General features: G+C 54.3%; 14 protein-coding genes and 1 pseudogene. 8 read left to right on the top strand and 7 right to left on the bottom strand.

What is annotated here, in order from left to right:
* Window positions 1-34: 34 nt before the first annotated feature.
* From KIH39_RS24335 to KIH39_RS24315, 5 genes are all read right to left on the bottom strand, one after another.
* The gene (locus KIH39_RS24335; RefSeq protein ID WP_213496395.1) at window positions 35-1603 is read right to left on the bottom strand and encodes a Gfo/Idh/MocA family protein; all 1569 of its coding nucleotides are present in this window, start codon (window positions 1601-1603) and stop codon (window positions 35-37) included.
* 27 nt (window positions 1604-1630) lie between these two features.
* Window positions 1631-2074: a hypothetical protein gene (locus KIH39_RS24330; RefSeq protein ID WP_213496393.1), complete on the bottom strand. Its 444-nt coding sequence runs from the start codon at window positions 2072-2074 to the stop codon at window positions 1631-1633.
* A complete protein-coding gene (locus KIH39_RS24325; RefSeq protein WP_213496391.1) occupies window positions 2071-2475 on the bottom strand; it encodes a DddA-like double-stranded DNA deaminase toxin in 405 nt (134 codons plus the stop codon). Before KIH39_RS24325 ends, KIH39_RS24330 begins: the two co-directional genes overlap by 4 nt.
* 15 nt (window positions 2476-2490) lie before the next feature.
* Window positions 2491-3204, bottom strand: coding sequence for a carboxylesterase family protein (locus KIH39_RS24320; RefSeq protein WP_213496389.1), 714 nt, complete (start codon window positions 3202-3204; stop codon window positions 2491-2493).
* A 182-nt stretch (window positions 3205-3386) separates the two neighbouring features.
* Window positions 3387-6110, bottom strand: a complete 2724-nt coding sequence (locus tag KIH39_RS24315) for a M16 family metallopeptidase (RefSeq protein ID WP_246539420.1) — start codon at window positions 6108-6110, stop codon at window positions 3387-3389.
* 185 nt (window positions 6111-6295) lie between these two features.
* On the opposite strand from KIH39_RS24315, the gene KIH39_RS24310 reads away from it, so the two are divergent.
* From KIH39_RS24310 to KIH39_RS24285, 6 genes and pseudogenes are all read left to right on the top strand, one after another.
* Window positions 6296-7789, top strand: coding sequence for a Gfo/Idh/MocA family protein (locus tag KIH39_RS24310; RefSeq protein WP_246539419.1), 1494 nt, complete (start codon window positions 6296-6298; stop codon window positions 7787-7789).
* A 197-nt stretch (window positions 7790-7986) separates the two neighbouring features.
* A pseudogene (locus tag KIH39_RS27325) lies at window positions 7987-8175 on the top strand (peptide chain release factor family protein); the annotation flags it as partial.
* Between the two features lie 304 nt (window positions 8176-8479).
* On the top strand, window positions 8480-8947 hold the full coding sequence (locus tag KIH39_RS24300) for a dual specificity protein phosphatase 23 (protein ID WP_213496385.1): 468 nt from the start codon (window positions 8480-8482) through the stop codon (window positions 8945-8947).
* A gap of 79 nt (window positions 8948-9026) precedes the next feature.
* Window positions 9027-10160: a serine/threonine protein kinase gene (locus tag KIH39_RS24295; protein WP_213496383.1), complete on the top strand. Its 1134-nt coding sequence runs from the start codon at window positions 9027-9029 to the stop codon at window positions 10158-10160.
* Between the two features lie 50 nt (window positions 10161-10210).
* Window positions 10211-11017, top strand: a complete 807-nt coding sequence (locus KIH39_RS24290; RefSeq protein ID WP_246539418.1) for a sugar phosphate isomerase/epimerase family protein — start codon at window positions 10211-10213, stop codon at window positions 11015-11017.
* A gap of 81 nt (window positions 11018-11098) precedes the next feature.
* Window positions 11099-12817 (top strand): alkaline phosphatase family protein, encoded by a 1719-nt coding sequence (locus KIH39_RS24285; protein ID WP_213496379.1) that lies wholly within the window; start codon window positions 11099-11101, stop codon window positions 12815-12817.
* A 52-nt stretch (window positions 12818-12869) separates the two neighbouring features.
* Here the strand turns inward: KIH39_RS24285 and KIH39_RS24280 are convergent, their stop codons facing one another.
* Window positions 12870-13889, bottom strand: coding sequence for a DUF1559 domain-containing protein (locus KIH39_RS24280; RefSeq protein WP_213496377.1), 1020 nt, complete (start codon window positions 13887-13889; stop codon window positions 12870-12872).
* A 416-nt stretch (window positions 13890-14305) separates the two neighbouring features.
* Between KIH39_RS24280 and KIH39_RS24275 the strand changes: the two genes are divergently transcribed.
* The gene (locus tag KIH39_RS24275) at window positions 14306-16657 is read left to right on the top strand and encodes a tetratricopeptide repeat protein (protein ID WP_213496375.1); all 2352 of its coding nucleotides are present in this window, start codon (window positions 14306-14308) and stop codon (window positions 16655-16657) included.
* A gap of 367 nt (window positions 16658-17024) precedes the next feature.
* On the opposite strand, the gene icd is transcribed toward KIH39_RS24275, so the two are convergent.
* The gene (gene icd, locus KIH39_RS24270; protein ID WP_213496373.1) at window positions 17025-18410 is read right to left on the bottom strand and encodes an NADP-dependent isocitrate dehydrogenase; all 1386 of its coding nucleotides are present in this window, start codon (window positions 18408-18410) and stop codon (window positions 17025-17027) included.
* A gap of 277 nt (window positions 18411-18687) precedes the next feature.
* Between icd and KIH39_RS24265 the strand changes: the two genes are divergently transcribed.
* Entirely contained in the window at window positions 18688-22353 is a 3666-nt protein-coding gene (locus KIH39_RS24265) for a PVC-type heme-binding CxxCH protein (RefSeq protein ID WP_213496370.1), read from the top strand.
* Window positions 22354-22977 lie beyond the last annotated feature (624 nt).

Here is a 22977-nt window from a genome sequence, read left to right as displayed (position 1 = left end):
CGCCTGTTTTGCATTTTAGATTTTTAACAATTTATCAACCTGCGGCAGGATCTTTGCCATCAACCCAGGGGCCTTCCAGCTTCTGGTATTCCGGCGGATGCAGCGAGCAACCCTTGTCGCCCCCGGCCCAGCCAATGATATTGTTCGGCTTGCCGCGCTGTTTCGAGCGAGCTTCCCACTTGTCGGCCCAGCTGGAGTCCGCATCCTTGGCCAGATGCGATTCCTTATCGAACATGTAAGCCTTGCCCTTGCGGTAAGACTGCACGCCCAGGTTGACCGTGGTAAAGGCCGAAGCCCCCAGGAACGGCGTGGACAGGGTTTCCTGCTTGCGAGCCTTGACGCACTCCAGGAAGTTCGCCCAGAGATTGTAAGTGGCGTTGAGGCCCTGCTTGCCGACAAACGGGCTCTTATAGGAGTGGATAGGCTCCTTGTAGCCGCCAGTCGGTTTGGCGGCCCCACCGGCCACCGCTTCACCGAAGACGTCGAAACCGGAGACGTAGTCGCCGCCGATGTTATCGCCAAATTTAATGGTCGCCAATTTACCGCGGATGACTTCACCCAGTTGGGTGCCATTGCACATCGTCGCGGAAATGATGACCTGAGCACCTTCGATGTAATCGGCTACCACCGTCGCGACGTCAGGAACGTCCCGGCCGTCGTATTCGAAGTAGATCCCGCCCGCGCCGACCACGCGAGCCGGTTCCCGCAGACCCATGGCGGCCAGCAGGTGAGTCGTCTGGTGAACGAACAGGTCGGTGAACATACCGCCGCCGAACGGCCAGTAGCAGCGCCACTGAGCCCACACGGCTCGGTCGAATGGCATTTCTTTGGCTGTTGGGCCAATCTTCTGACCGGCACATTCGAATCCGGTTCCCAGCCACATATCCCAATCGATGGTCTTGGGGGTCATTTCCTTACGGAGGGGATAATAACGCCACTGGCCGACATCGGAGTTGCGATAGTAGCTGGTCTGGCCCTGGAAGATATGTCCCAAGTTCCCAGCTTGAATGTACTTGTAAGCTTCAAGCCAGGTCGGGTCGGCCATCGACTGCACGCCGACGGTCATAACCTGTCCGGTCTTCTTCCAGGTGTTGTAAAGTTCCCAGGCTTCGTTGACCGTTCGGGTCATCGGCTTTTCGCAGTAGACGTGCTTGCCGGCATTCAAGCCGTCAATGGCCATGCGAGCATGCCAGTGGTCGGGAGCGGCGATGCAGACGACGTCGACGTCTTTATTTTCGAGGATTTTGCGATAATCCTTCGTCACACGGGTCTTGTCGTTGGCATCGATGCCGCAGGTCTTGGCCGAAGGATAAAGGCCGCGCCCTTTGCGTTTGTCTTTGTGTTTCGGATTGCTGCGATTGCCCAGGGTCTCATCGCCGTCCCACACATCGCAGACGGCGAAGGGTTCGACGTCCTTGCCTTCTTCCTTCATGTCGAGGACGACGTCGATGTGCTGCTGGCATCGTCCGCCGACACCGAGGAAGCCGACGTTGATTTTGCCGTTGGAGCCCAGCACATTGGCGTAGCTCTTCGCGGTCATGGCCATCGCCGTGCCGGCGACAGAAGCTGCGGCTATAAAACCGCGTCGATCCAGTTCACTCATATTAAAACTCCCAATTAAGTGATCGCTTTAAATCTGTTCCCACATTATCCAGTCGGGCAATCGGTTCGTCGCCATAAAATGACGTACAATTTCTTTCATTTTCGATAGCTTCACGCAATAACGACGCGGTATTTCAGATAATTCATCCGCATATCGGAAAACCAGTATTCCATCTCCGATACTGATTGAAGGATCTTCTACCGGTGCTAGATACGGTGGATTCCCGTCGGCGGGACAATGTTCGACGTATCCCAATTCCTGCGGTAGTACGGTGTAGTCGTTCATAACATTCGAACGACCGAGATTCAAGTGCTGCCCATCCGGAGCGATCAAGATACCAACTGAATTCGAATAGCGTTTTCGAAAGTTATCCAGATGATCCCAAAGATCATCGATATTATCCAACTCCGCCTTCTCGTCGGAGTTCGAATTGTGAAAAGCCCAGACTTTGGTAGATGTTTCGATTGTCATGCAAATTCAATCGCTCCCTCAAGACCTTGAATTCTCGTTCGAGGAGGATCCATTTTCCCAATATATTCTCTCGAAAACTCGTCCGGACCGATAACAGTCAAACTCGCTGATTCCGGCAACATGTGAGGCAACGCTTCGTCGCAACCCAGCACTTTCACATTCATCGTTGGACAAGGTACGCGATTGATTCTCAAGGTAGCTTGCGAAAGATTCCGCATTCGCATAAGCACGGCGGCCTGAGCTTCCACATGCGCCTTTATGAGCCCATTCATCTTGGGAATACCGCGAACTCCTTTTCCTGGCCCTTCATAACCGCTCACTAGCACCGTTATTTTCCCATCGGTCTGGATCAATGCTCCTATCGTTTTTCCAATCTGCTCGAATGTGGGCAGTTCGATCATTTCGCTTTACCCGCACTACTTCTTGCTCTGCTTCGACAACCAAACGTAGAGTTCGTCAGTATCGTACGCCTTGTCCCAGCTGTTATGACCGATACCGGGATACTCGGTATATTTCGGTTCGCCGCCCGCTTTCTTCAATGCTTCGATCATCTCCCGGGATCGTTCCACCTTCACGGCGGCGTCTTTATCGCCGTGGAAGCACCAGCAGGGAATCTTACAGATCGCTTCCGCGTTCTTGGGATCGCCGCCACCGCAGATCGGCACGATGGCCGCCCAGCGATCGGGATACTTGGCCGCAATACTCCAGGTTCCGTATCCGCCCATCGAAAGACCGGTCAGGTAGACCCGTTTCGGATCGGTTTTGTATTCTTTTTCAGTTGCTTCCAGCATTTTCAAAGCCCGCTGGCCGTCCTCGCTGGTCGCCTGCCAGGTTCGCTTTTCCGATTGGGGAATCACCACCACAAAGGGGAAAGTCTTTTCCCGCTTCTTAATGGCGGTACCGATCCCCACTTCCACCGGCATCTTGCTACCACCCTTGGTTTCTCCCGAACCATGCAACGAAAGAATAATCGGCGGATGAGCATCCGGCTTCAGGTCGTGCGGCACGAATACCACGTATTTGGATTCTGTACCATCCGCGTTTTTGAAAGTCTTGTCAATGAACCCCGATTCGGCAGCGCGCGAAACAGGGGAGATAACCAATAACATAGCCAAGGTGAGGAGCAACATAATTGCTTCTCCGGAAGAGAGGGAGTGTACCCTAAAGCCTAACCCGTGTTCTGGTAAACGGGTAGGGTACGTAGGGGAATTTGTAAAATCTCATCCAGATTCGAGTGAAAAAGACAGGAAGAACCCTTTAAGTTGAAACCAAATAGCTCAGTTTCGGAGTCGGGTTCTTCCTTGGAACTTTCCTATTTCTTTTTGAAATCGCCGGCCTCGATAATGATCAGCCGTTCGGGTTTCACGTTTTCCTGGAAGGCCTTTTGGACCTCTTCGGCCTTCACGTCCTGAATCTGCTTTTCGAGATTCTTGTAGTAATCGAAGGTTCGGCCCAGGAACAAACCGTTGGCCAGATCGTTCGCCAGGACGTTATCGTCGGCATGCTGCAGTTTCATGCTTTCCAAAAGCGAAGCCTTCCCTTTATCCAATTCATCCAGCGACAAGCCTTCTTTAAGGAACTTATTCAATTCCTCGGCAATGGTTGCATTCACCTTGCCCATGTTGTTAGGGTTGGTGATGGCATACATGGTGAAGCTGGAATTTTTATCCTTCGGACTGGACGAGGTGAAGGAACCTGCTCCGTAGGACAGGCCTTTTTCACCGCGAACGCGGACGCTGATGCGGCTGGCCAACGGCGCTTCGCCCAGGATGAAATTCCCGATGCGCATAGCCGGATATTGCGGGTCGGAATCGGTCATCGGGAAGCTCAACCCAGCCAGATAGACCGCGTTTTCCTTATCGGGTGTATTGATCACTTCTTTGCCGCTGAGGATATCCTTGACCGCCGGTCGCTCCACGCGCTTGTACGCAACGGTCGTGGTCCAACCCAGAATCAATTTCTTGATCGCGGGCTGTACGACTTCGGGCTCGAAATCCCCGACAATCGCCAGTTCCCCCGTCTGGGCCGAGAACTGACTGTAAATTTCCTTCAAACTCTCCAGGGTGGTGGAATCCAGCCGTTCCAGTTCTTCATCAACGGTCGGCGTGTAGCGAATATTGTCCTTCGGGAACGGATTCAACCGACGGCGCATCTCCCGCATGGCAAGAGCCTGCGGATCGGTTTTGCCCTTCGTTAATCGTTCCCGATATTCGTTCTTCAGGAGCTCGAATTCCTCGACGTTGAATCCGGGATGCCGCAGCACATCTTCGAGAATCGCCAGGGTTGGCAACAATTTGGATTTCTTGCTGTGGATGGAAACGGTCAACAGGCCCAGATCGGCCCCGACAGAAAGATTACTTCCCAGGGCATCCAACTCGTCCTGAATCTGTTTGCGGGTTTTTGTAGCCGTGCCGCGCATCAGCAGGTCGCCGAGCAGGTCGATCGACTTGTTCTTCCCTTTCAGTGTTTCCTCGTTGCCGAAGCGAAGGTTCAGGTGCAGATCGACGACTTCCCCCTTGGTTTTCTTGGTAATGAAAGCGGTCTTAATCGAATCGATCTGGCCGCGCACCACGCGCTTTTCGATATTTTCGGGAGTGGGGATGAAAGCCTCGCCGAGTGTCATCGCGGCTCGACCCTTGTAATCTTTCAGAACGGTAGCGATCTCAGGTGTCGCCGGGATCTTGGCCCGTTCCGGCTTGGCCGTGGGATAGTACTTGCCCATCGTTCGATTGCTGCGAATCAGATAGGTTTTGGCCACGCGATTGATATCTTCGAGAGTCACTTGCTCGGCCCGATCGCGATGCAAAAAGAAGAGACGATAATCGCCGCAGGCGGCCGCTTCGCTCAATCGAATGGCGAAATTGCTAGTCTTGCTGACGAGTTGCTCGTTGAATTTGGTGAAGCGCTGCTTGGAGATTTTCAGTTCTTCTTCCGTGATCGGCTGCTGGGCGATACCCTCGACCACGTTGACCATGGTATCGAGCACCTTGTCCACATTCTGGGGAGTGCATTTGCAGAACTCTTCGAGATAGCCCGGATCGTGCAGACCGTAGCTGGTCCCGTTCAAAGTGGTGGCCAGCTTGGTGTCAATCAAGGCTTTGTGCAAACGGCCGGAGTCGCGGCTCAGTACATCCTCGAGGAGCTCAATAACCGGATAATCGGGGTGAACGAACGCCGGAATGTGGTAGAGCAGACCGGCAGCGCCGACCTTACCGACGCGGCGAAGCACGGCAATTCGCTCGCCGTCCTGGGCCGGTTCTTCCGAATAGGTTTTCGGTAGCACGCGAGTCGGCTTTTTCAACTTGCCGAAATATTTGCCGATGAGTTCGAGCGCCTTCTTCTCGTCGAATTTCCCGGCGACAATCAGCACGGCGTTATCGGGCTGATAGTACTTCTTGTAAAACTGCTGCAGATTTTCGACGGGTACCCGCTCGATATCCGATCGATTGCCGATGGTCGATTTCCCATAGTTGTGCCATTCGTAAGCGACGGCATTCATCCGCTGGCTGAGAATGGCTTCGGGATTGTTCTCCCCCATCTCGAATTCGTTGCGAACCACGGTCATTTCACTAACCAGGTCTTCGCGTTTGACGTTGCTGTTCACCAGTCGGTCGGCCTCGAGTTGAATGCCGAATTCCAGGTTGTCGTTACTGGCGGGCATGGTTTCGAAGTAGTTGGTACGATCCAGCCAGGTGGTTCCGTTGAAATCGGCCCCATGCTCGGACAGGGACTTGGGTACGTTGGGGAACGTCGGCGTGCCTTTGAACACCATATGTTCGAGCAGGTGAGCCATCCCGGTTTCACCCAATCCTTCATGCCGGCTACCGACCAGAATAGTGATGTTCACCGTTACTTTGGCTTCGCTGGGGTCGGGCAGCAGCAGAACCTGAAGGCCGTTGGCCATCTTGTATTCGGTAATGCCTTCCACCGTTCCGACCTTGGTCAATTCCTGTGCGGAGGCCCCGTTTCGCAGCCCCGCGCAGATTAAAGCCAAGCTTAAGAAAGCCAGCCATTGAAATTTATTCGAAAGTAGCACTCACATCTCCTTGGAAATTGGCTAATCCGTCATTAATGCAAGTTTAGTCGCCTGAAGGGCTAAAAACAGAGAACACAAGTGCAGACGATAAAGAATTCGTTTTGAAACTGCAAAAGCGAGCCGGCCGTCTGGCACGGAGTTTCCAGAAATCAATTCCCTACGGGACGGGACGCTGATATAGTGTGATGCAAGTTCGCCTGAATCAATCTCTCCTACAGGGCATTTTCATGTTCAAAAAAGGTAATCTCTCCCGCCGCGGGTTTATGCAGCGCTCCCTGGGCAGCCTGGGTGCCATGGGACTTCCTCTGTGGTACGCGCAGGAAGTGTTTTCTGCCGATGTACTGCAGAAGGAAGAAAAGAAACCGACCGAAAAACTCCGGATGGGGATCATCGGCACCGGCAGCCCGGAGTCCCGATCCTGGGGTATTTACAACGCCTCGCGCGGCTCCCGGGATAAATTCACCGTCACCGCGCTGTGCGACGTGGACGCCCGGCACCTTCAGCGCTCGAAAGAGATGTACAAGAAGGAAGGCTACGAAACCAAGCTCCACAAAGATTACCGGGAACTGAATGCTTCCAAGGATATCGACACCGTTATCGTGGCCACGCCGGATCACTGGCATGCCCTGGTCGCGATCGATGCCATGCGTAACGGCAAAGACGTTTACTGCGAAAAGCCGTTGACGCTGACCGTACAGGAAGCTCTGGCCATGATGAAAGTGGCCAAGGAAACCGGCCGGGTCGTGCAGACCGGTAGCCAGCAACGCGCCGAAATGGGCGGCATGTTCCGTCTGGCCTGCGAACTGGTCCGTAGCGGCCGAATCGGCAAGATTTCCAAAGTGGAATGCCGCATCGGCAATAACCCAACCTCCGGGGTCATACCCGAAGCTCCCGTCCCCGAAGGTCTGGACTGGGATATGTGGCTTGGGCCACGCGCCAAAGTTCCTTATCGTTACGTGGCCGATGGCAGCAAAAACGGCAAATCGAATTGTCATTACGAGTTCCGCTGGTGGTACGATTACTCGGGTGGCAAAATGACCGACTGGGGAGCCCACCACATCGACATCGCTCAGTGGGGACTGGGCATGGATGGCAACGGCCCGGTGCTGGTCGAAAAACTGAAGGGCGACGTCCCGAACACCACTGGAGATGGCTACAACTGCCACGTCAATTTCCAGGTGAAATACACTTATGCCAATGGCGTCGAAATGATCGCGATGAGCGATGGCGGCACGGTTGTGAAGGGCATGGTCAACAAGGATGGCAAATTCCCCGTCTACGGCCGCGATCGCAAGGAAATGGATACCATCAGCGACAGTGAAAACGGCGTTCTTTTCATTGGCGATCAGGGCAAAATTTTCGTCAGCCGCGGTTTCCTGGTCGCCTCCGACGCCAAGATCATTTCCGAACCGCTGAAGGAAGACCCCAAGCTCTACGACGGCCGACCGACGAACCAGATGGCCAACTTCCTGTCTTGCGTCGCCAGCCGAAAGGAACCGATTACCAGCGTGAATATCGGAGCCAGTTCGGTGATCGTCTGCCACATCGGCGCGATTGCCTTGCGCACCGGCAAGAAGCTGAAATGGGATCCCAAGGAGCATAAGTTCGACGACGCCGGTGCCAACCAGCTGCTGACCCGCGAGTACCGCGCTCCCTGGAAGCTGGATGTGTCACTGTAATTCGACACTATTACAATTAGATGGACGTAAACGACTCCGCATCATCCGAACGTGGAGGTCGTTAATAAACGTCCCCTGAAAATGGTCGCGGATTCTTATCGAGCGACCATTTTCAGTTTTCGCCCGGATTAGTATTCATGAGTTCCTCCAGAAACGCTTGGGCCACCGCTTCCGACGACGTTCTGCTCGGTCAGTGCGAGATCGATACTTACCGGGCGAGCGGTCCTGGCGGTCAGAAACGCAATAAAACCAGCTCCGCCGTCCGCTTACGGCATCTTCCCTCGGGTCTGATTGTAATTGCAGAAGAAAGCCGCTCGCAGCACGAAAACAAGGCAAAAGCCCTCGTCCGACTCCGCAAAGCCTGCTATCTTCAAATAAGGGAAGAAATTTTACCGGAGACGGTTTCTTCTTTGCCCGAGTGGTCCACCGCTCTGAATTCTGAAGGCAGAATTCATTTAGGCAGAAAGAATCCCGCGTTTTGGGCGGCGGCGGGGGTCGCTCTGGATGCTCTGGATGTGGCGAAAGCACGCGTCAGCGACGCCGCGGCCTGGCTGAAGGTGAGCACCGCCAACCTCATCCAATTTATGGAAGAGGATCCGAAACTCTGGCAACAGGTGAACGTGCTCCGCGCCCGGCACAATCAGAAGCCTTTGAAATCATCCTGATTTTTTGGGCCTTAAAAGGACAGTGATGTCTCAGCCTTATGGATTTTCCTGGATCGAAAAGCCGTTTCTGGCGGCCTCGGCCATGCCGCACGATGAAACCGAGCTCGCCTGGTTACGGGATCAGGGAATCGATATCGTGCTGACTCTTACCGAACAGGCCCTGCCCCGCAAATGGATCGACAATCAGGGCTTGATGAACGTTCACGTCCCGATTGAAGATATGACTGTTCCCACCACGGAAGATATCGAGAAATGCCTGCGGGTGATTCAAAAGGCCCGCGATTCGAATATGGGCATCATGGTCCATTGCCTCGCCGGTAAAGGGCGCACCGGCACGGTTCTGGCTCTCTACCTGGTCTCCAAAGGGATGCCGGGGGACGATGCCATCAACCATATTCGAATGCTCCGTCCCGGCTCGGTAGAGACCGAGGAACAACGACTTTTAATCCAGAAGTTCGCTCAGGAGCGGAATGCACGAAACGATACGGTCTGAAAGCCGAACTCGCCGAACGCATTTTCAAACCTATAAATTCAAAATCGCCTGACGGTTGGATTTTCGAAAAGGTGCACCGTTGAATTTCGGCGATTACCGCATTGGGGATCAACTCTCTAAAAGCCTGTTAGCTCAAGTTCATCGGGCGGATCATCTGACGCTCCAATTACCCGTGGTGCTGCGTCGCTGGGACCCGGAACTTCTCAAGAATTTCGAATCGCCCGAAGAATATGCCCTGCGCGTTCAAGCTGCCACGGCCATGCACCATCCGCATCTGGTGGCCACCCTCGATGCCGGTTTGCAAGACGGCGTTCCGTACACCGCCAGCGAGTATCTCCAATCGGCCGAGCTGAATCAGTTCGTCGTCGAAATGGGGGCCGTGCCGCAATCGCTGGCCTGCGAGTATATCCGGCAGGCGGCGACCGGAATCCAGGCGGCTCACGATGCCGGTTTCTACCAGGGTTGGCTCTCGCCGAGTAGCCTAATGCTCCAACCGGTCGTCGAAAAAATCCGCGGCGACGGCAGCAAATCGCTCCGCCCTTCTCCCGATTCCAGCATCAAGGTGGCCGATGTCGGCCTTCTGCCGCAGCGTCCCACCATTCACGACCGCCCCTACGATCCTGAGGCCGATCTCGGCCCGGTCGAGTTTCTTGCTCCGGAACGCATCGGTAGCACCGCTTTCGATTCCCGTACCGATGCTTACGGCCTGGGAGCTTGCCTCTACTACCTACTTTCGGCTCAAACGCCCTTTCAAGCGGGTAGCCCCATTGAAGTGCTGCTTTTGATTCAGCAGTCTAACCCTGCTCGACTCGACACCCTCCGAAACGATGTTGATCCCATCGTCGCAGATCTCGTGGAACGCTGTTTGAGCAAAGATGCCGCTCTACGACCGACCGTGATCGAAATCGCACAAACCCTTCAGGCCTTCAGCAGCTCGGTGCAGATCACTCAACCGCACACCGAACCGCTGTCTGAAGAAGAGTTGCCGGAACCTCACAACGCTTTCTCCGGTTCGCTGGAGAACTACTCGGATGAAGAAACTTCCTCGGCACCGATCCTGCCCCGGAAGGAAGAAGGCGGTATCAAAACCAGCACCTGGTTGATGATTGGCGCCGTTACCTGGTTAGTGGGACTCGTTGGCTGGTTCTTGATTTTCAACGGTTCCGGAAGCGATTCCAAACCGTCTCCTCCCGCCAAAACCAAAAGTAAATAAATCGCAGGTAGATCGTCCCGATGCAGCTTTGTATCAGTCAAGCCACGTTAATGTCGACGCCCTTCGCAGAGGATGTGAATGCCTGCGCCGACAGTGGCTGGAAAGCCGTTGAAATCTGGCTGACGAAGCTGGAAAAGCACCTGGAAACGGCATCGCTGGATTCCGTGCGCGAACTCTTCGCGAATCGGGGAATTCAAGCAGTGGCCGCGGCCTACCAGGGCGGCTTGCTGTTGTCTCACGGGGAATCCCGCCAGGCTCATTTCGAGCACTTTCGACGACGCCTGGAACTTTGCGAAGCCCTGAAGATTCCCACACTGTTATTGGCGGCCGATTATCTGCCGAAAATGGACCCCGCCGCCTGGGAGCGGGCACTCGTATCTTTGAAGCAAGCTGGGCAATGGGCCGCCGGTTTCGGCGTGCATCTGGCGCTGGAATTTCGGGGAACAGACGCTTTCTGTACGAACCTGTCGACCACCGCCCAGTTCGTTGAAGCGATCCAGGAGCCCAACGTCGGCCTCTGCCTGGATATTTTCCATTACTATAAGGGCCCTAGTAAGTTCCAGGATTTAGAAGCCATCGATCCACGTCTGATCCGCCACGTGCAATTGTGTGATGTGGCCGGTGTGTTGCGGGAACTAATGACAGATAGCGACCGGATTTTGCCCGGCGATGGAGAATTTGAAATTCAGCCCATCGTTCAAAAATTGGCCGATACCGGCTACACGGGCTACCTTTCTCTCGAACTGATGAACCCCACTCTCTGGAGTATGAAACCGACGCAAGTGGCCGAGCTGGGCCTGACCGCGCTGGATCGAATTCGCTCATCAATTTCTCATCCTTCCACGAAAGATTCGTGAATATCGTACTCTCGAATTGAATTCGCCTTCCGAATTTGTTGAACTACTAAGATCCCTCCCGCCTGACATTCGAGTTTTCCTATGTTCCGATTGAGTTCAACCGTTCTGTTTCTGCTCCTGGCGCTTACCCCCGTCTTTGCACAAGAAACGACTACCAAACCCAAGCTAGTCGTGTTGGTCGTTTTCGATCAGATGCGGGGCGATTACGTTCAACGCTGGGAAAAGCTCTTCGGAACTGACGGTTTCGAGAAGATGAAAAAAGAGGGGGCCTGGTACAACAACTGCCATTATCCCTACGCCATCACGGTCACCGGCGCCGGCCATGCCTCCATGCTGACTGGGACCTGCCCCGACAAACATGGCATCATTGACAATTCCTGGTACGACCGGGCCAGCCGAACGATGGTCAACTGCTCTACCTCAGCCCGCTATGATCGAGTGCCCCCCGAGACGGAACGCCTCAAACCGCTGGTGGAGACGAAACCGTCAACCACTTCGGAAGAAAAAGAAGATACGAAATCCCGCGGCTGTCCCGATCGACTGCTTTCTCCCACAGTCGTCGATGCCCTGAAAGCAGTCAGTCCGACTTCCAAGGCTATTGGGCTCTCATTTAAAGATCGCGGGGCTATTCTGACCGTAGGTCGCAAGGCGGACGTCGCATACTGGCTCGATTCGTACGATGGTTACGTAGTCACTTCGACCTATTTTCGAACGACTCCCAGCCCCTGGGTGACGGAAATCAACAATTCTCACTTGGCCGATCAGTGGTTGATGAAGCCCTGGACCCACTTGTTACCCGATGTGAATTACGAAACCTATAGCGGCCCGGACGACGTAATTGGTGAAGGCATCGGCAGCAAGCAGGGAAGAGTTTTTCCGCATCCGATGAATGCCGGAGCCAAGCAACTGACACGCGGTTATTTTGGGGCGCTGTTCAATTCTCCCTACGGGAACGATTTTTTGCTGGAACTCGCCAAGCGAGCGATTGTCGCCGAGCACCTCGGACAACGAGAAGTTCCAGATGTCCTCTCGGTGAGCTTCTCAAGCAATGATGCCATCGGACACTGCTGGGGTCCCGATTCTCAAGAGGTGATGGACGTCACCCTGCGTTCGGATCGGATCATGGCCGAGTTCATCAAGTTCCTCGACGAAAAGGTGGGAGCCGGGAAATACATCCTTGCATTAACCGCGGACCATGGGATCTGCCCTCTACCCGAAGTTTCCGCATCCCAAGGTCGCGATGCCAAGCGTGTGGCGATGAAAGACATTCTGGGCGATATCGAGACCCAACTGAGCAAAAAGTTCGGCGCCATCCCCCCCAAAGCGAAATGGCTGGAATCGGCCCGCACGGTTCCCTGGATTTACTTGAATCAAAAGTTGATGGCGAGCATGGATGTCAAGCAAGTCGATGTGGAAAAAGAGGTGGCGGAGTTCCTGAAAACACGCCCTGGAGTGGCCCACGTGTACACGCGCACGGAACTACTGCAAAGCGACTTCAAAGACGACAAAATCGGGCAAATGATGAAGCGATCGTTTTATCCCGACCGCTCGGGGGACATCGCATTCTTATTGAAGCCCTATTATCTGATCGGCGGCAACCTGTCCACGGGCACCACTCACGGCACGCCTTATGACTACGATACGCACGTCCCACTGTTGGTTTACGGCCCGGGAATTCAACCCGGGACGCATAAAGAACTTGCTAGACCGCAGCAGATCGCTTCCATTTTCTCGAAAGCTTTGAATATCACCCCGCCCAAGGACGCCGAGTTTGGGGTCCCGACGGGGCTGTTTAAGTGATTTTTAAAAAATGCGGGCTCTGACCTTTAGCCTCAGAGCCCCTCCCTCACTTTTAGTAGTTACCGGTTACTATTTCCCCACCATTCATCGTCACCAGCGAGGCATAAGTGATGATGTCGATCGAATTCGTGAGGAAGTGCACGGAACCATCACCGTATAAAGCATTGATCCCACCGGTATGGAAGGCATAGGGCGCGCCACTTCCTTCCGTTCCGAACGTGGCATCCGGCGAGGAGGGACCAAACGGGAAACCATTTGTTAGACCGATGGCGGTCGCACCCGTGACGCCATTAGTCCAACCGAAGGTACTGGTATTCGTCGGCAGGAAATCGATATCCGAAGCCGGTCGGCACCAGCCGCCCCCGTTGGTGAAGGGCGTCGGAGGATTAGATCCGGTACTGAAGGGCTGGGAACCGTGATAAATTATTGGTCGGCCCGCCGATTCCACGACCATCAAAGTGTTGGATAAACCATCCGTTGCCTGGGCGAATTTCACGCCGCGACGCGTGTCGGCCGGGTTAGTGACTTTCCACAATAGGCCTGGCAGACCTGCAAGAGAAATTCCATTGTAGCTCAGTCCGGTGGCAAGAGGGGAAACTGTGGAGGAAGCTCCATAATCACTGGTCGCCACACCTGGGGTCCAGAGGTTGTTGGTCGGGTCGCCATCCGTCCGGGTCGGATTGGGACTCGAAGGGCACTGGAAAATCTTGACGGGGATTGAAGTAATGGCGAGGTTGGTACCCGCATCCCAGTTGAGGTTTGTATTGTAAGTGTTGACGAGGTTCCCCTGTTCGAGATTCGGAAGGATCGTCACCGTCCAGCTCACGCGAGGCAGTGGGGAAGGCGGCCGATAGCTCACTGGCAACTGGCCATAGGTACTTTCACTATTGTGAAGGGCCAGTCCGACCTGTTTCAGATTGTTCTGACATTTCATGCGAGCCGCCGCTTCCCGGACCTTCTGCACCGCCGGGAGCAGCAGGCCGATCAGAATCGCGATGATCGCAATCACAACCAGCAACTCAATCAATGTGAAACCCGCTCGGGTTCGCTTGCTCAACTTCAGTTCACGCATCCTCGAAACTCCTGATTCCAAATTAAAGGATCGATTGGGAACGCAATTCCTTAGCTAGATCCCACTTAGGGGTTCAAATGATCATCTTTCAGATCAACATAATCAAACATGCAAAAATCCCTGGAAACACAAGTGCGAATTTAATTGTGCACTTTGTTTATCGTTTTGATGAACTATAAAAGTTCATTAGTTTATAAAAATAGTGACCTATTACTTCATTGTCAAGTTCATTGTGATGCTTTGGCAAATTATTTGGGTTTGGGAGGATTTTTCCGATTGTAAAAACTGTCGGGGTTCAGGCGGAGTTCGCCTTGACAGGCTAACGCCGATTTGCACTAATTTCGCAAGCGCTTTGATATCTGCGAGGGATAGCGGATATCGGACATGCACAAGCCGCCGCAACAAGGAATACCATCATGGCCAGGGAATCGGCCCGGATCAGATCGCGTTCGGAACAACTCTGGCAGGTACCGGTGTTTCTGTTGGGAACTACCGCCTTGTTGGCAGTCTGGTACGCTCGCCCTCACTGGCAGCCTTCCGCGGGTGAGCGATTGCAGCGCGACCTCCAGTCTTTGCGAAGTCTTCTCGATTCCCAGCAATCGGTGCCAGAGCAGTTGGAGTCGGTTCTCAACCGAGTCACCGAATCCCCGGCGGTCAACTGGACGAGTTCTCTTCACCATCTGGTCGGTTCCGGCTTTCAGAGACTTTCCGAATCCGCCGAGACACCTACCTCGGCCAAGCTCTTCTGGAAGAAAGCGGCCGAACAGCTGAATGCGGTGAAAGCGACTGAACTGGTACCGGAGGAGAACAAACGTTGGAACTATCGGCTGGCTCGACTCGCCGCCGCCGATCCTTCCCAGGATCCGGTCAAAGTTATCCCGGCACTTCTGGCCACTATGCCGCAGGATGAAGAGCGTGCGGAAGGACAGCGGTTGCTTGGCGATTGTTTATTGAGAATGACACCGCCCAATTACGTCAAAGCTCGCGAAGCTTACCGGGAATATTTAAAAGCCGCACCACCTCGTAGTCGGGTGGGCGCCATCAGTCAGGCTCGACTGGAAATCGGTCGCATTTCTCTGAGTCTGCACGAACTGGATGATGCCCGGAAGAAACTGGAACAGATTGGCCCCGATGCTCCTGTAGAAATCTACGTGGCGGCTCGCACCACGCTGGCCAAGACTTATTTGAGTGATGGCGACTGGTCGCAGGCTCTGCGGTATCTGGAACAAGCCCGGCAGGTCAAAGGGGCCTCCGCCGCCACACTGGAACAACTGCAGTACGAACTGGCCAATGTCTACTTGCGGGCCAACCGAAGCGATGAAGGGATGAAGATCCTGACGGAATTGAAGCAAAGCAATTCCAACGCGGGTCAGGCCGCTAGTTTGAAGCTGGTGCTTCTGAAGGGCATCGACAGTGCGAATTCGGAGAGTCTGATCGCCGAGCTGGAAAAAGTCACCAGCCAGCCCGATCTGAAAACATCCAAGAACGAATGTCTTTCACTGAACGAGTTGCGTGATATTTGCGATCAGGCCTATGCCGCATTTCAAAAAGAGCGACGCTTCGATCTCGCGGAACGGATTGCTCAACTTTACTCGCGTTTTGCCGAACCGGGCCGGGATAAGCTGATGCTGTTCGAAACTTACAAAGCCTGGGCCGAATCGCAGCCTCGCCTCGAGGATCGCAAAACTTACTACACCAAAGCCGCTTCAGCCGCGAATGAACTGATCGCGTTGAATTCCAGCAATCCGGTCCAGCGAAAAGAATGGTTAAAGCAGGCGATCGATCTCCAGGTTCAGTCGGGCGATTCAATCTCGGCTCTAAAGAGTTTCGACGATTTGATCGTCTCCATTGGCGGCCCCGAAAATGTCGATGGCGAGCTATGGTTGAAGAAAAGCCAATTGCATATGGCTGCCAATGATCTCAAGGGAGCCATCATCGCTTTGGAATCGGGACTGAAAAATCCGGGGAACCAGGAAATCGCCCTTCGGGTAGAACTGGCCGATGTCCTGCTCAAGGAATCTCGCACGCAGGAGGCCATCGATCAACTCGAAAAGAATCTCAAGAATCCCGAGTTACCCAATCAGGCCAAGCTTCAGGAACGAACTCTTTACTCGCTGGGGGATGCTCATTACCAGTTGCAGAACTGGACGAAGGCCATCGAGCAATTTTCCCAGGCGGTTTCCTACTACTCCGAAACCAATCGGGCGATTTCCGCTCGATATTACATCGGCCGGAGTTACTGGTATATGGCCGGGCAGGATGGGAAAGAGATTCAGAAATCTCAAGAACAGCTGCGAAGTTCGACGTTGACCGACAATCAGAAAGCCGATCTGGATAAGAAATTGGCTAACCAGAAGAGAACCTACCGGGATCAGATTCTGAACGCCCGCAAAGCGTTTCAGGAAGTGGAAGCCAAACTGGAAGTGACGGAAGCTATTAACGAACCGGCCTCGGCCATGGGACGATTATGGCGCAACTCGGCGTTTGCCGGGGCCGATTGCTGTCTGTTGCTCGGCGACTACGACACTGCCTACGGCCGCTACGAAAAGCTGACTGAACGCTTCGTCGGCAAGGTCGAACAACTGGTTGCCCTCGGGCAGATGTACCAATGCTGCCAGTACCAGGAGAAGCCGGAGAAAGCCAAGAAAATTCTCACCCAACTCCGGACGGTGTACATCACTCTGAAGGACGATGTTTACGACAACACGGCCAGCAATCGATCGAAAAAATACTGGGCGGAATGGCTGGAACGGGCGCAGAAGAATTGATTACGAAGCTATTCAACGGGCAAGCACTGGGTGGTGCTGCGATATCTATTTCACCGGGGGACGCTACGCTATCTATTCCACCGGGTGGCGCTGCGCTGACCCGGTGCTGATTTCTGAAACCCCTCCGGGGTTAATGTTAAATCCCACCCCGGAGGGGTGGCAGACTCAAGCCCCGGATGGAATCCGGGGATAAATCCAAGCCCCGGATGGAATCCGGGGAGATTTAATCGGATAATGGGTGTAGATTATTCAATCACCGGGGGCTGCGCTATCTATTTCACCAGGTGGCGCTGCGCTGACCCGGTGCTGATTTCTGAATCCCCTCCGGGGTTAATGTTAAATCCCACCCCGTACGGAATCATCACAATTACGCCTGATGGATATGCTCAATGATCCGGTCAGCGAAGGCCGAGCTACTGACACCGGCGGCTTCGCCATATCCGGGGAATTGACGAGCGATATCGTAGGTCACGTACAGCTTGCCGCCCGGTCCCTTCTTGGCGATTTCATCGCTTTCCGCGAAGGTCTTTTCTGTCGCGTCGGTGACCAGTTTCGCCGCTTCGAACCAATTCAGGAATTCGAACAGCAAGACACCCGATAGCAGCACGGCCCCGGGGTTCGCTCGGTTCTGGCCGGTGTACTTCGGCGCGGTGCCGTGAGTCGCTTCGAACATCGCGGCCGTGTCGCCGATGTTCGCCCCGGCCGCCAGCCCGATACCACCGGTTAGAGCGGCAATCGCATCGGACAGATAATCGCCGTTCAGGTTCGGCGTTGCAATCACGCTGTATTCATCCGGTCGCAGCTGAATCTGCTGGAACATGCTGTCGGCGATGCGATCCTTGATCAGAAGCTTGCCCGCTGGCACTTTGCCGCCAAAGTTCGCGTAAACTTCGTCTTCGGTCACAATCTGGTCGCGGAACTCGGCCTTGGCCAGTTCATAACCCCAATCCTTGAAAGCACCCTCGGTGAACTTCATGATGTTGCCTTTGTGGCACAGGGTCACACTCGGGGACTTCTTTTCCAGAGCATACTGGATGGCCATGCGGATCAATCGCTTGGATCGTTCCGGACTGATCGGTTTGATGCCAATGCCCGCGGAATCCAGAATCTGGTCGGATTTGTAGCCCAGTTCGCGAAGCAGAGCGATGACCTTCTTGGCCCGATCGCTACCGCTCTTGAATTCGATACCGCAATACACATCTTCGGTGTTCTCGCGGAAGATGCACATATCAACTTTGCTGGCGTTGCGGTTCGGGGCGTCAACGCCCTTGAAGTACTTCACCGGTCGAACGCAAGCATACAGATCGAACTTAAAGCGGAGGAAGACATTAATGCTGCGGAATCCGCCGCCGATGGGAGTGGTCAGCGGGCCTTTCAGACCCAGCTTGTAATAATCGAACGCTTTCAAGGTGTCGTCGGGAAGATAGACTTTGCGTTGGCCGTCTTCGTCGAGAGCCTTGATCTGATCATCAGTGATGCCCGGCGAATACATCGAGCGGGCCACATCCCCGGCATGAATGTCGAACCAGTGGATCTTCCTCTTACCCTTGTAGGCTTTCTCAACGGCCGCGTCGAGGACTTTGGCCGCACAGGTCGTGATACCGGGAGCCGAACCCACATCCTGCCCAATACCATCCCCTTTCAGAAGGCAGACGATCGGATCATCCGGGAATTTCTTCGAAGCGTAAGCTTCCGGGGTCACTCGGGTGCCGGTTTTGGGTGCAGTGAGTTTTTCGTATTTCGGTTCGCTCATCGATCGTAGCCTGTTGGGAGTGTTATAGTTGATGCTCAAAGTTTAGAAGATTCGCCCGATGTCGGCCAATTTATGCCAGGGATCATTTTTCGGGTTTAACCCCCGCTTTTTCCCTCTCCCGGCCCTGGTCTGCCGTTTCGCAAACGCCTTAACCTCGGCAACTCGGAACTATTTTTCCACCCGACACGACAAATCCTCGGCGGCAATTCCCGGGCATTCGTTGCATTCGTCGAGTTCTTCGACTAAGATCGAATTACCGCATGAGGAGCACTTTATAATGTTTCGACTCTCCGTCTTTTTCCTTTTCTGCCTACCGGTTGCACCCGTTTTTGCTGTCGATCCCCCCGCGGATTTCGCGCAACCCCAGAGTAAAGCGAAGCCGATGCCCACTGGTCTGAAAATGATCGATCAGGGCAAATTCGACCCCCGCTTGAAGGGCTACATCACCCCCGACGGCTTCAAACTCGAAATTGTCGCCGATGAGTCGGTAACCATCAACCCAGTCGGCATGACCTTCGACTCCAAGGGGACCTGCTATGTTCTCGAATGGGTGCCTGATGTTTCGGATCGCTGGAACGAAGTCCCGGAGAAATTCACTTATAAAGATGGCACGACTCGAAACGTCGCCACGATGAAAAAGACGGTCAAAGACGTCGTCAAAATTCTCACAAGGGATCCCGCTACCGGGCAGTTCACGAAATCCGAAATTATCCTCCACGACGAACTGCCCTCGAGCATTCTCATTCATGACGGCTGGATCTATCTCTCGGGACGAGGTTCGATCCGACGCTTCAAGCAGTCGAAGCCTGGCGGCCCTTACGATGTGAAGGAAGTGATCGCCCAGGGCTTCTGCGGCTTCCATCACCACCAGGTTTCGGGCATGTCCATCGGGCCGGACGGCTGGCTCTACATCACCTCGGGAGACGACGACAATTACGTGGAAGGCTCCGACGGTAGCCGGGCGACCGTACTTCGCACCGGAGCCATCTTCCGCTGCCTGCCAGACGGCTCCAAGATGGAAGAATATGCCCGAGGCTTCCGCAACCCCTATCGCGATATCTCCTTCGACGACAAATACAACATCTTCCACGTCGATAACGACAATGAAGACGGTAGCAAATTCACCGGATGCCGGATCATGCACGTCCCCGAGGCGGTAGACTTCGGCTGGCGGTTGCTGCCTGGAGCGCGCTGCTGCCTGCCCGATCATCTGCGCGGTGCCGTCGCGGGCGAACTCCCCGGGAAAGTACCACCCATGATGAAAACGGGGAGAGGCTCCCCCGCCGGGCTGTTGATTTACAACGATACGCAATTGCCCAAGTTCTATCGCGGGCTGCTTTACTATCCCGATGTGTTCCGCAAGCTGATCCGCGCTTACGAAGTCGCTCCCAAAGGCAGCACCTTTACCATCACCCATGAGTTTGAATTCCTGAAATCCGAGGATCCGCTGTTTCGTCCCTGTCAAATGGTCACCGGTCCGGATGGCGCGATTTACATCGTCGATTGGCGAACCAACAGTGGTGGAGCCGGGAAACTATTCGGGGACGGTGTGCATGGCCGGATCTATCGTCTGACCTGGGTAGGCGGCGAAGTGCCCGGAGGGAAAGAAGAACCGAAAATTGCCCTGCGCGATTGGCAAAGCTGGGAGACCGAGCAAGTCAGTGACTGGGAAAACTTCACGGTTCGCTCGCATGCCTTTATCGACTACATTGCCCAATGCGCCAAAAACGATACGGACAAACAGAACGCCATTCGGCTGCTTCAGGCGATGGTGCAGAATAAGAGCCTGCCTCGAGTGAGCAGTAGTTCCCGATACGCTGCGCTGGGCGGTCTATTTCAGCTTCGAAACGATTCCACCATCGATTTATTCCTCTCTCTGCTTCAAGATGTCGATCCGGACATGCGGCGGCTCTGTGCGGAATATCTCGGCAGGCTTGCCGTAAAGGGAGACACCAAAGTTTTGAATGCTTTGGCTCAGCTTTTGACGGACGAGGAACTCTCCGTACGTCGCTCGGCCGCACTGGCCTTGGGTCGGATTGGTGATGCCAGTACCGCCGATGTTCTGGTGAATGTTTTGAAATTCGATGATGGTATGGATGTTTACTATACCGACGCACTGATCCGCAGCTTCGAGCGGCTTGGTAAACCGGGCTTTGAAAAACTTCTGGAACTGGCCGCCAGCGGCAAAGAAGTCCTTCGGGATAAGGTCGTTGGAATCTTCCTGGCCTTCCGAACTCGCGAAGCCGCCCTCGCGCTGCCCGAGTTACTTTCCAATGTCCATATCTCGGCCGAACAGCGTGCGGAACTGATACGCTCTTATGCCAATTACCAGTTGGACCCGCCTTTGACCCTGGATTCATTGATCGACTTTCTGACGAAGCGAAAGGGAGATCCAATCGAAGTGGTGACGGCCGCTGTTTCGGTACTATCCGAATCGGGCCAGATCAAATCGGAGCGGGCCGTTCCGTTTGTATTCAAACTGCTCGATGAGAAAGAGGAAGCCGCCCGCGCGGCCGCCATTAAAGCGATTGAAACCGCTCGCATCACCAAGGCGGTTCCCAAATTGGTGGCCATGCTGGAAGACAAATCCCGGGAACTTTCGGAACGGTTGAACCTGCTGAAGACCCTGCGGGTGTTGAAAGATAAATCCGCCACGGAGGTCCTGCGCAAGATTCTTAGCGGCGAGGAACCGACGGCCCTGCGGACCGAGAGCCTGCGAACGCTGGTCACCATCGATAGCGAAGCGGCCCGCGAATTCGCTTCGAAGTTTTTAGTTTCCGGAGATGCCAATCTCCAGCGGGAATCGGTGACCATTCTGGGAGACACTTTCGAAGGCGCCAAGAAAGTCGGCGAAATGTTTGCCGCCAAAAAACTTCCCCGGGATCTACTTCCTCAAGTATCCGAAGGTTTACGAAAGCACCTCGGCAAACATGCCGAGCTGGCGACTCTCCTTTCGGATGTGATGAAAGGGGGATTACTACTCTCTCTGGATGGCGCTCAGGTCGAAAAAATCCGAACCGAAATTCAGACCAAGGGCGATCCCCGTCGAGGCAAGCAGATTTACATGAACACGACCACCCTGGCCTGCATGAATTGCCACAAGATGGAAGGCCTGGGAGGCAACGTCGGCCCCGATCTCACCCGGCTTTGGGACACCATGTCGGTCGAGAAAATTCTGGAATCGATCATCGAACCGTCCAAAGAAATCAAGGAAGGCTATCAGTCCTTCCAGGTGATCACCAAGGAGGGCAAGACCATCACTGGTCTGAAGACGGTGGATAAGCCAACCGAAGTGACCATCAGAGACGCGAATGGCCAAGATACCCGAATTCTTCGAGACGACATCGAGGAGATTAAAGTCTCCAAAGTTTCGCTAATGCCGGACAATGTGGTGGCTCAACTCTCCTATTCGCAGATGCTCGATCTGGTGGCCTTCCTGAAGAATCGGCAGTCGCAGGAATCTCTGAGGGGATATGTGACCGACTTTAAAGTAGTCGGCCCGTTCCCGGGAGATTTGAAGAAGCCCTTCGGCCCGGAAAAACAATTCGAAGCCACTGCTAGTTTCCCGGTTGAGAATTCCAAAGAACCTTTGAAATGGCAGCCGCGTTCGGGCAAGACCAACGGCTATCTCGATTTCAAGGAAGTTTTCAACAAGGACAACATGGCCGGGTATGGCTTGACCTATGTGTATTCGCCGAAGTCTCAGAAATCGATTCTTCGACTGGGAGCCAATTCGCACTACCAGGTCTGGGTGAACGGCAATCTGGTCCGCAGTTATGAAGCCGCGGTTCGACCTAACCTACCGGAACAGGATGAGATCTCGGTCGATCTGAAAGAGGGCTGGAATCCAGTGGTGGTCAAGGTTGTGTCGAAAAGCAAGGACCACGGATTTTATCTGAAGGTGGAAGGCGACCAGTTGAAGACCAGCGCAACAGCCAAATGATTTGAGGGCTGGGGACGGTGCGAGATCGATTGCACCGGGTGACGCAATGACACAGATATTCACCGGGTGGCGCTGCGATATTCACCGGGTGGCGCTGCGCTGACCCGGTGCTGATCTCTGAAACCCCTCCGGGGTTTCATGTAAATCCCACCCCGGAGGGGTGGCAGATTCAAGCCCCGAATGAAATCCGGGGAAACATCCAACACACGGAGCAAATCCGGGACATTCACAATTCGGCAAACATTTTTTCACCGCGGGCATCCAAACAAATAAACAAACCACCCCGGAGGGGTGGCAGATTCAAGCCCCGGATGAAATCCGGGGATACATCCAACACCCGGAGCAAATCCGGGACATTCACAAATCGGCAAACATTTTTTTACCGCGGGCATCCAAACAAATAAACAAACCACCCCGGAGGGGTGGCAGATTCAAGCCCCGGATGAAATCCGGGGAAACATCCAACACACGGAGCAAATCCGGGACATTCACAATTCGGCAAACATTTTTTCACCGCGGGCATCCAAACAAATAAACAAACCACCCCGGAGGGGTGGCAGATTCAAGCCCCGGATGAAATCCGGGGATACATCCAACACCCGGAGCAAATCCGGGACATTCCCG

Origin of the sequence: Telmatocola sphagniphila (assembly GCF_018398935.1) — a bacterium.
GTDB classification, from domain to species: Bacteria; Planctomycetota; Planctomycetia; order Gemmatales; family Gemmataceae; genus Telmatocola; species Telmatocola sphagniphila.
This window is presented reverse-complemented; position numbering and strand designations above follow the sequence as displayed.

Coding starts and splice junctions, on each gene's coding strand:
- KIH39_RS24335 (WP_213496395.1), bottom strand. CDS start 1,603: ATGAGTGAACTGGATCGACGCGGTTTTATAGCCGCAGCTTCTGTCGCC.
- KIH39_RS24330 (WP_213496393.1), bottom strand. CDS start 2,074: ATGACAATCGAAACATCTACCAAAGTCTGGGCTTTTCACAATTCGAAC.
- KIH39_RS24325 (WP_213496391.1), bottom strand. CDS start 2,475: ATGATCGAACTGCCCACATTCGAGCAGATTGGAAAAACGATAGGAGCA.
- KIH39_RS24320 (WP_213496389.1), bottom strand. CDS start 3,204: ATGTTGCTCCTCACCTTGGCTATGTTATTGGTTATCTCCCCTGTTTCG.
- KIH39_RS24310 (WP_246539419.1), top strand. CDS start 6,296: ATGCAAGTTCGCCTGAATCAATCTCTCCTACAGGGCATTTTCATGTTC.
- KIH39_RS24300 (WP_213496385.1), top strand. CDS start 8,480: ATGTCTCAGCCTTATGGATTTTCCTGGATCGAAAAGCCGTTTCTGGCG.
- KIH39_RS24290 (WP_246539418.1), top strand. CDS start 10,211: ATGTCGACGCCCTTCGCAGAGGATGTGAATGCCTGCGCCGACAGTGGC.
- KIH39_RS24285 (WP_213496379.1), top strand. CDS start 11,099: ATGTTCCGATTGAGTTCAACCGTTCTGTTTCTGCTCCTGGCGCTTACC.
- KIH39_RS24280 (WP_213496377.1), bottom strand. CDS start 13,889: ATGCGTGAACTGAAGTTGAGCAAGCGAACCCGAGCGGGTTTCACATTG.
- KIH39_RS24275 (WP_213496375.1), top strand. CDS start 14,306: ATGGCCAGGGAATCGGCCCGGATCAGATCGCGTTCGGAACAACTCTGG.
- icd (WP_213496373.1), bottom strand. CDS start 18,410: ATGAGCGAACCGAAATACGAAAAACTCACTGCACCCAAAACCGGCACC.
- KIH39_RS24265 (WP_213496370.1), top strand. CDS start 18,688: ATGTTTCGACTCTCCGTCTTTTTCCTTTTCTGCCTACCGGTTGCACCC.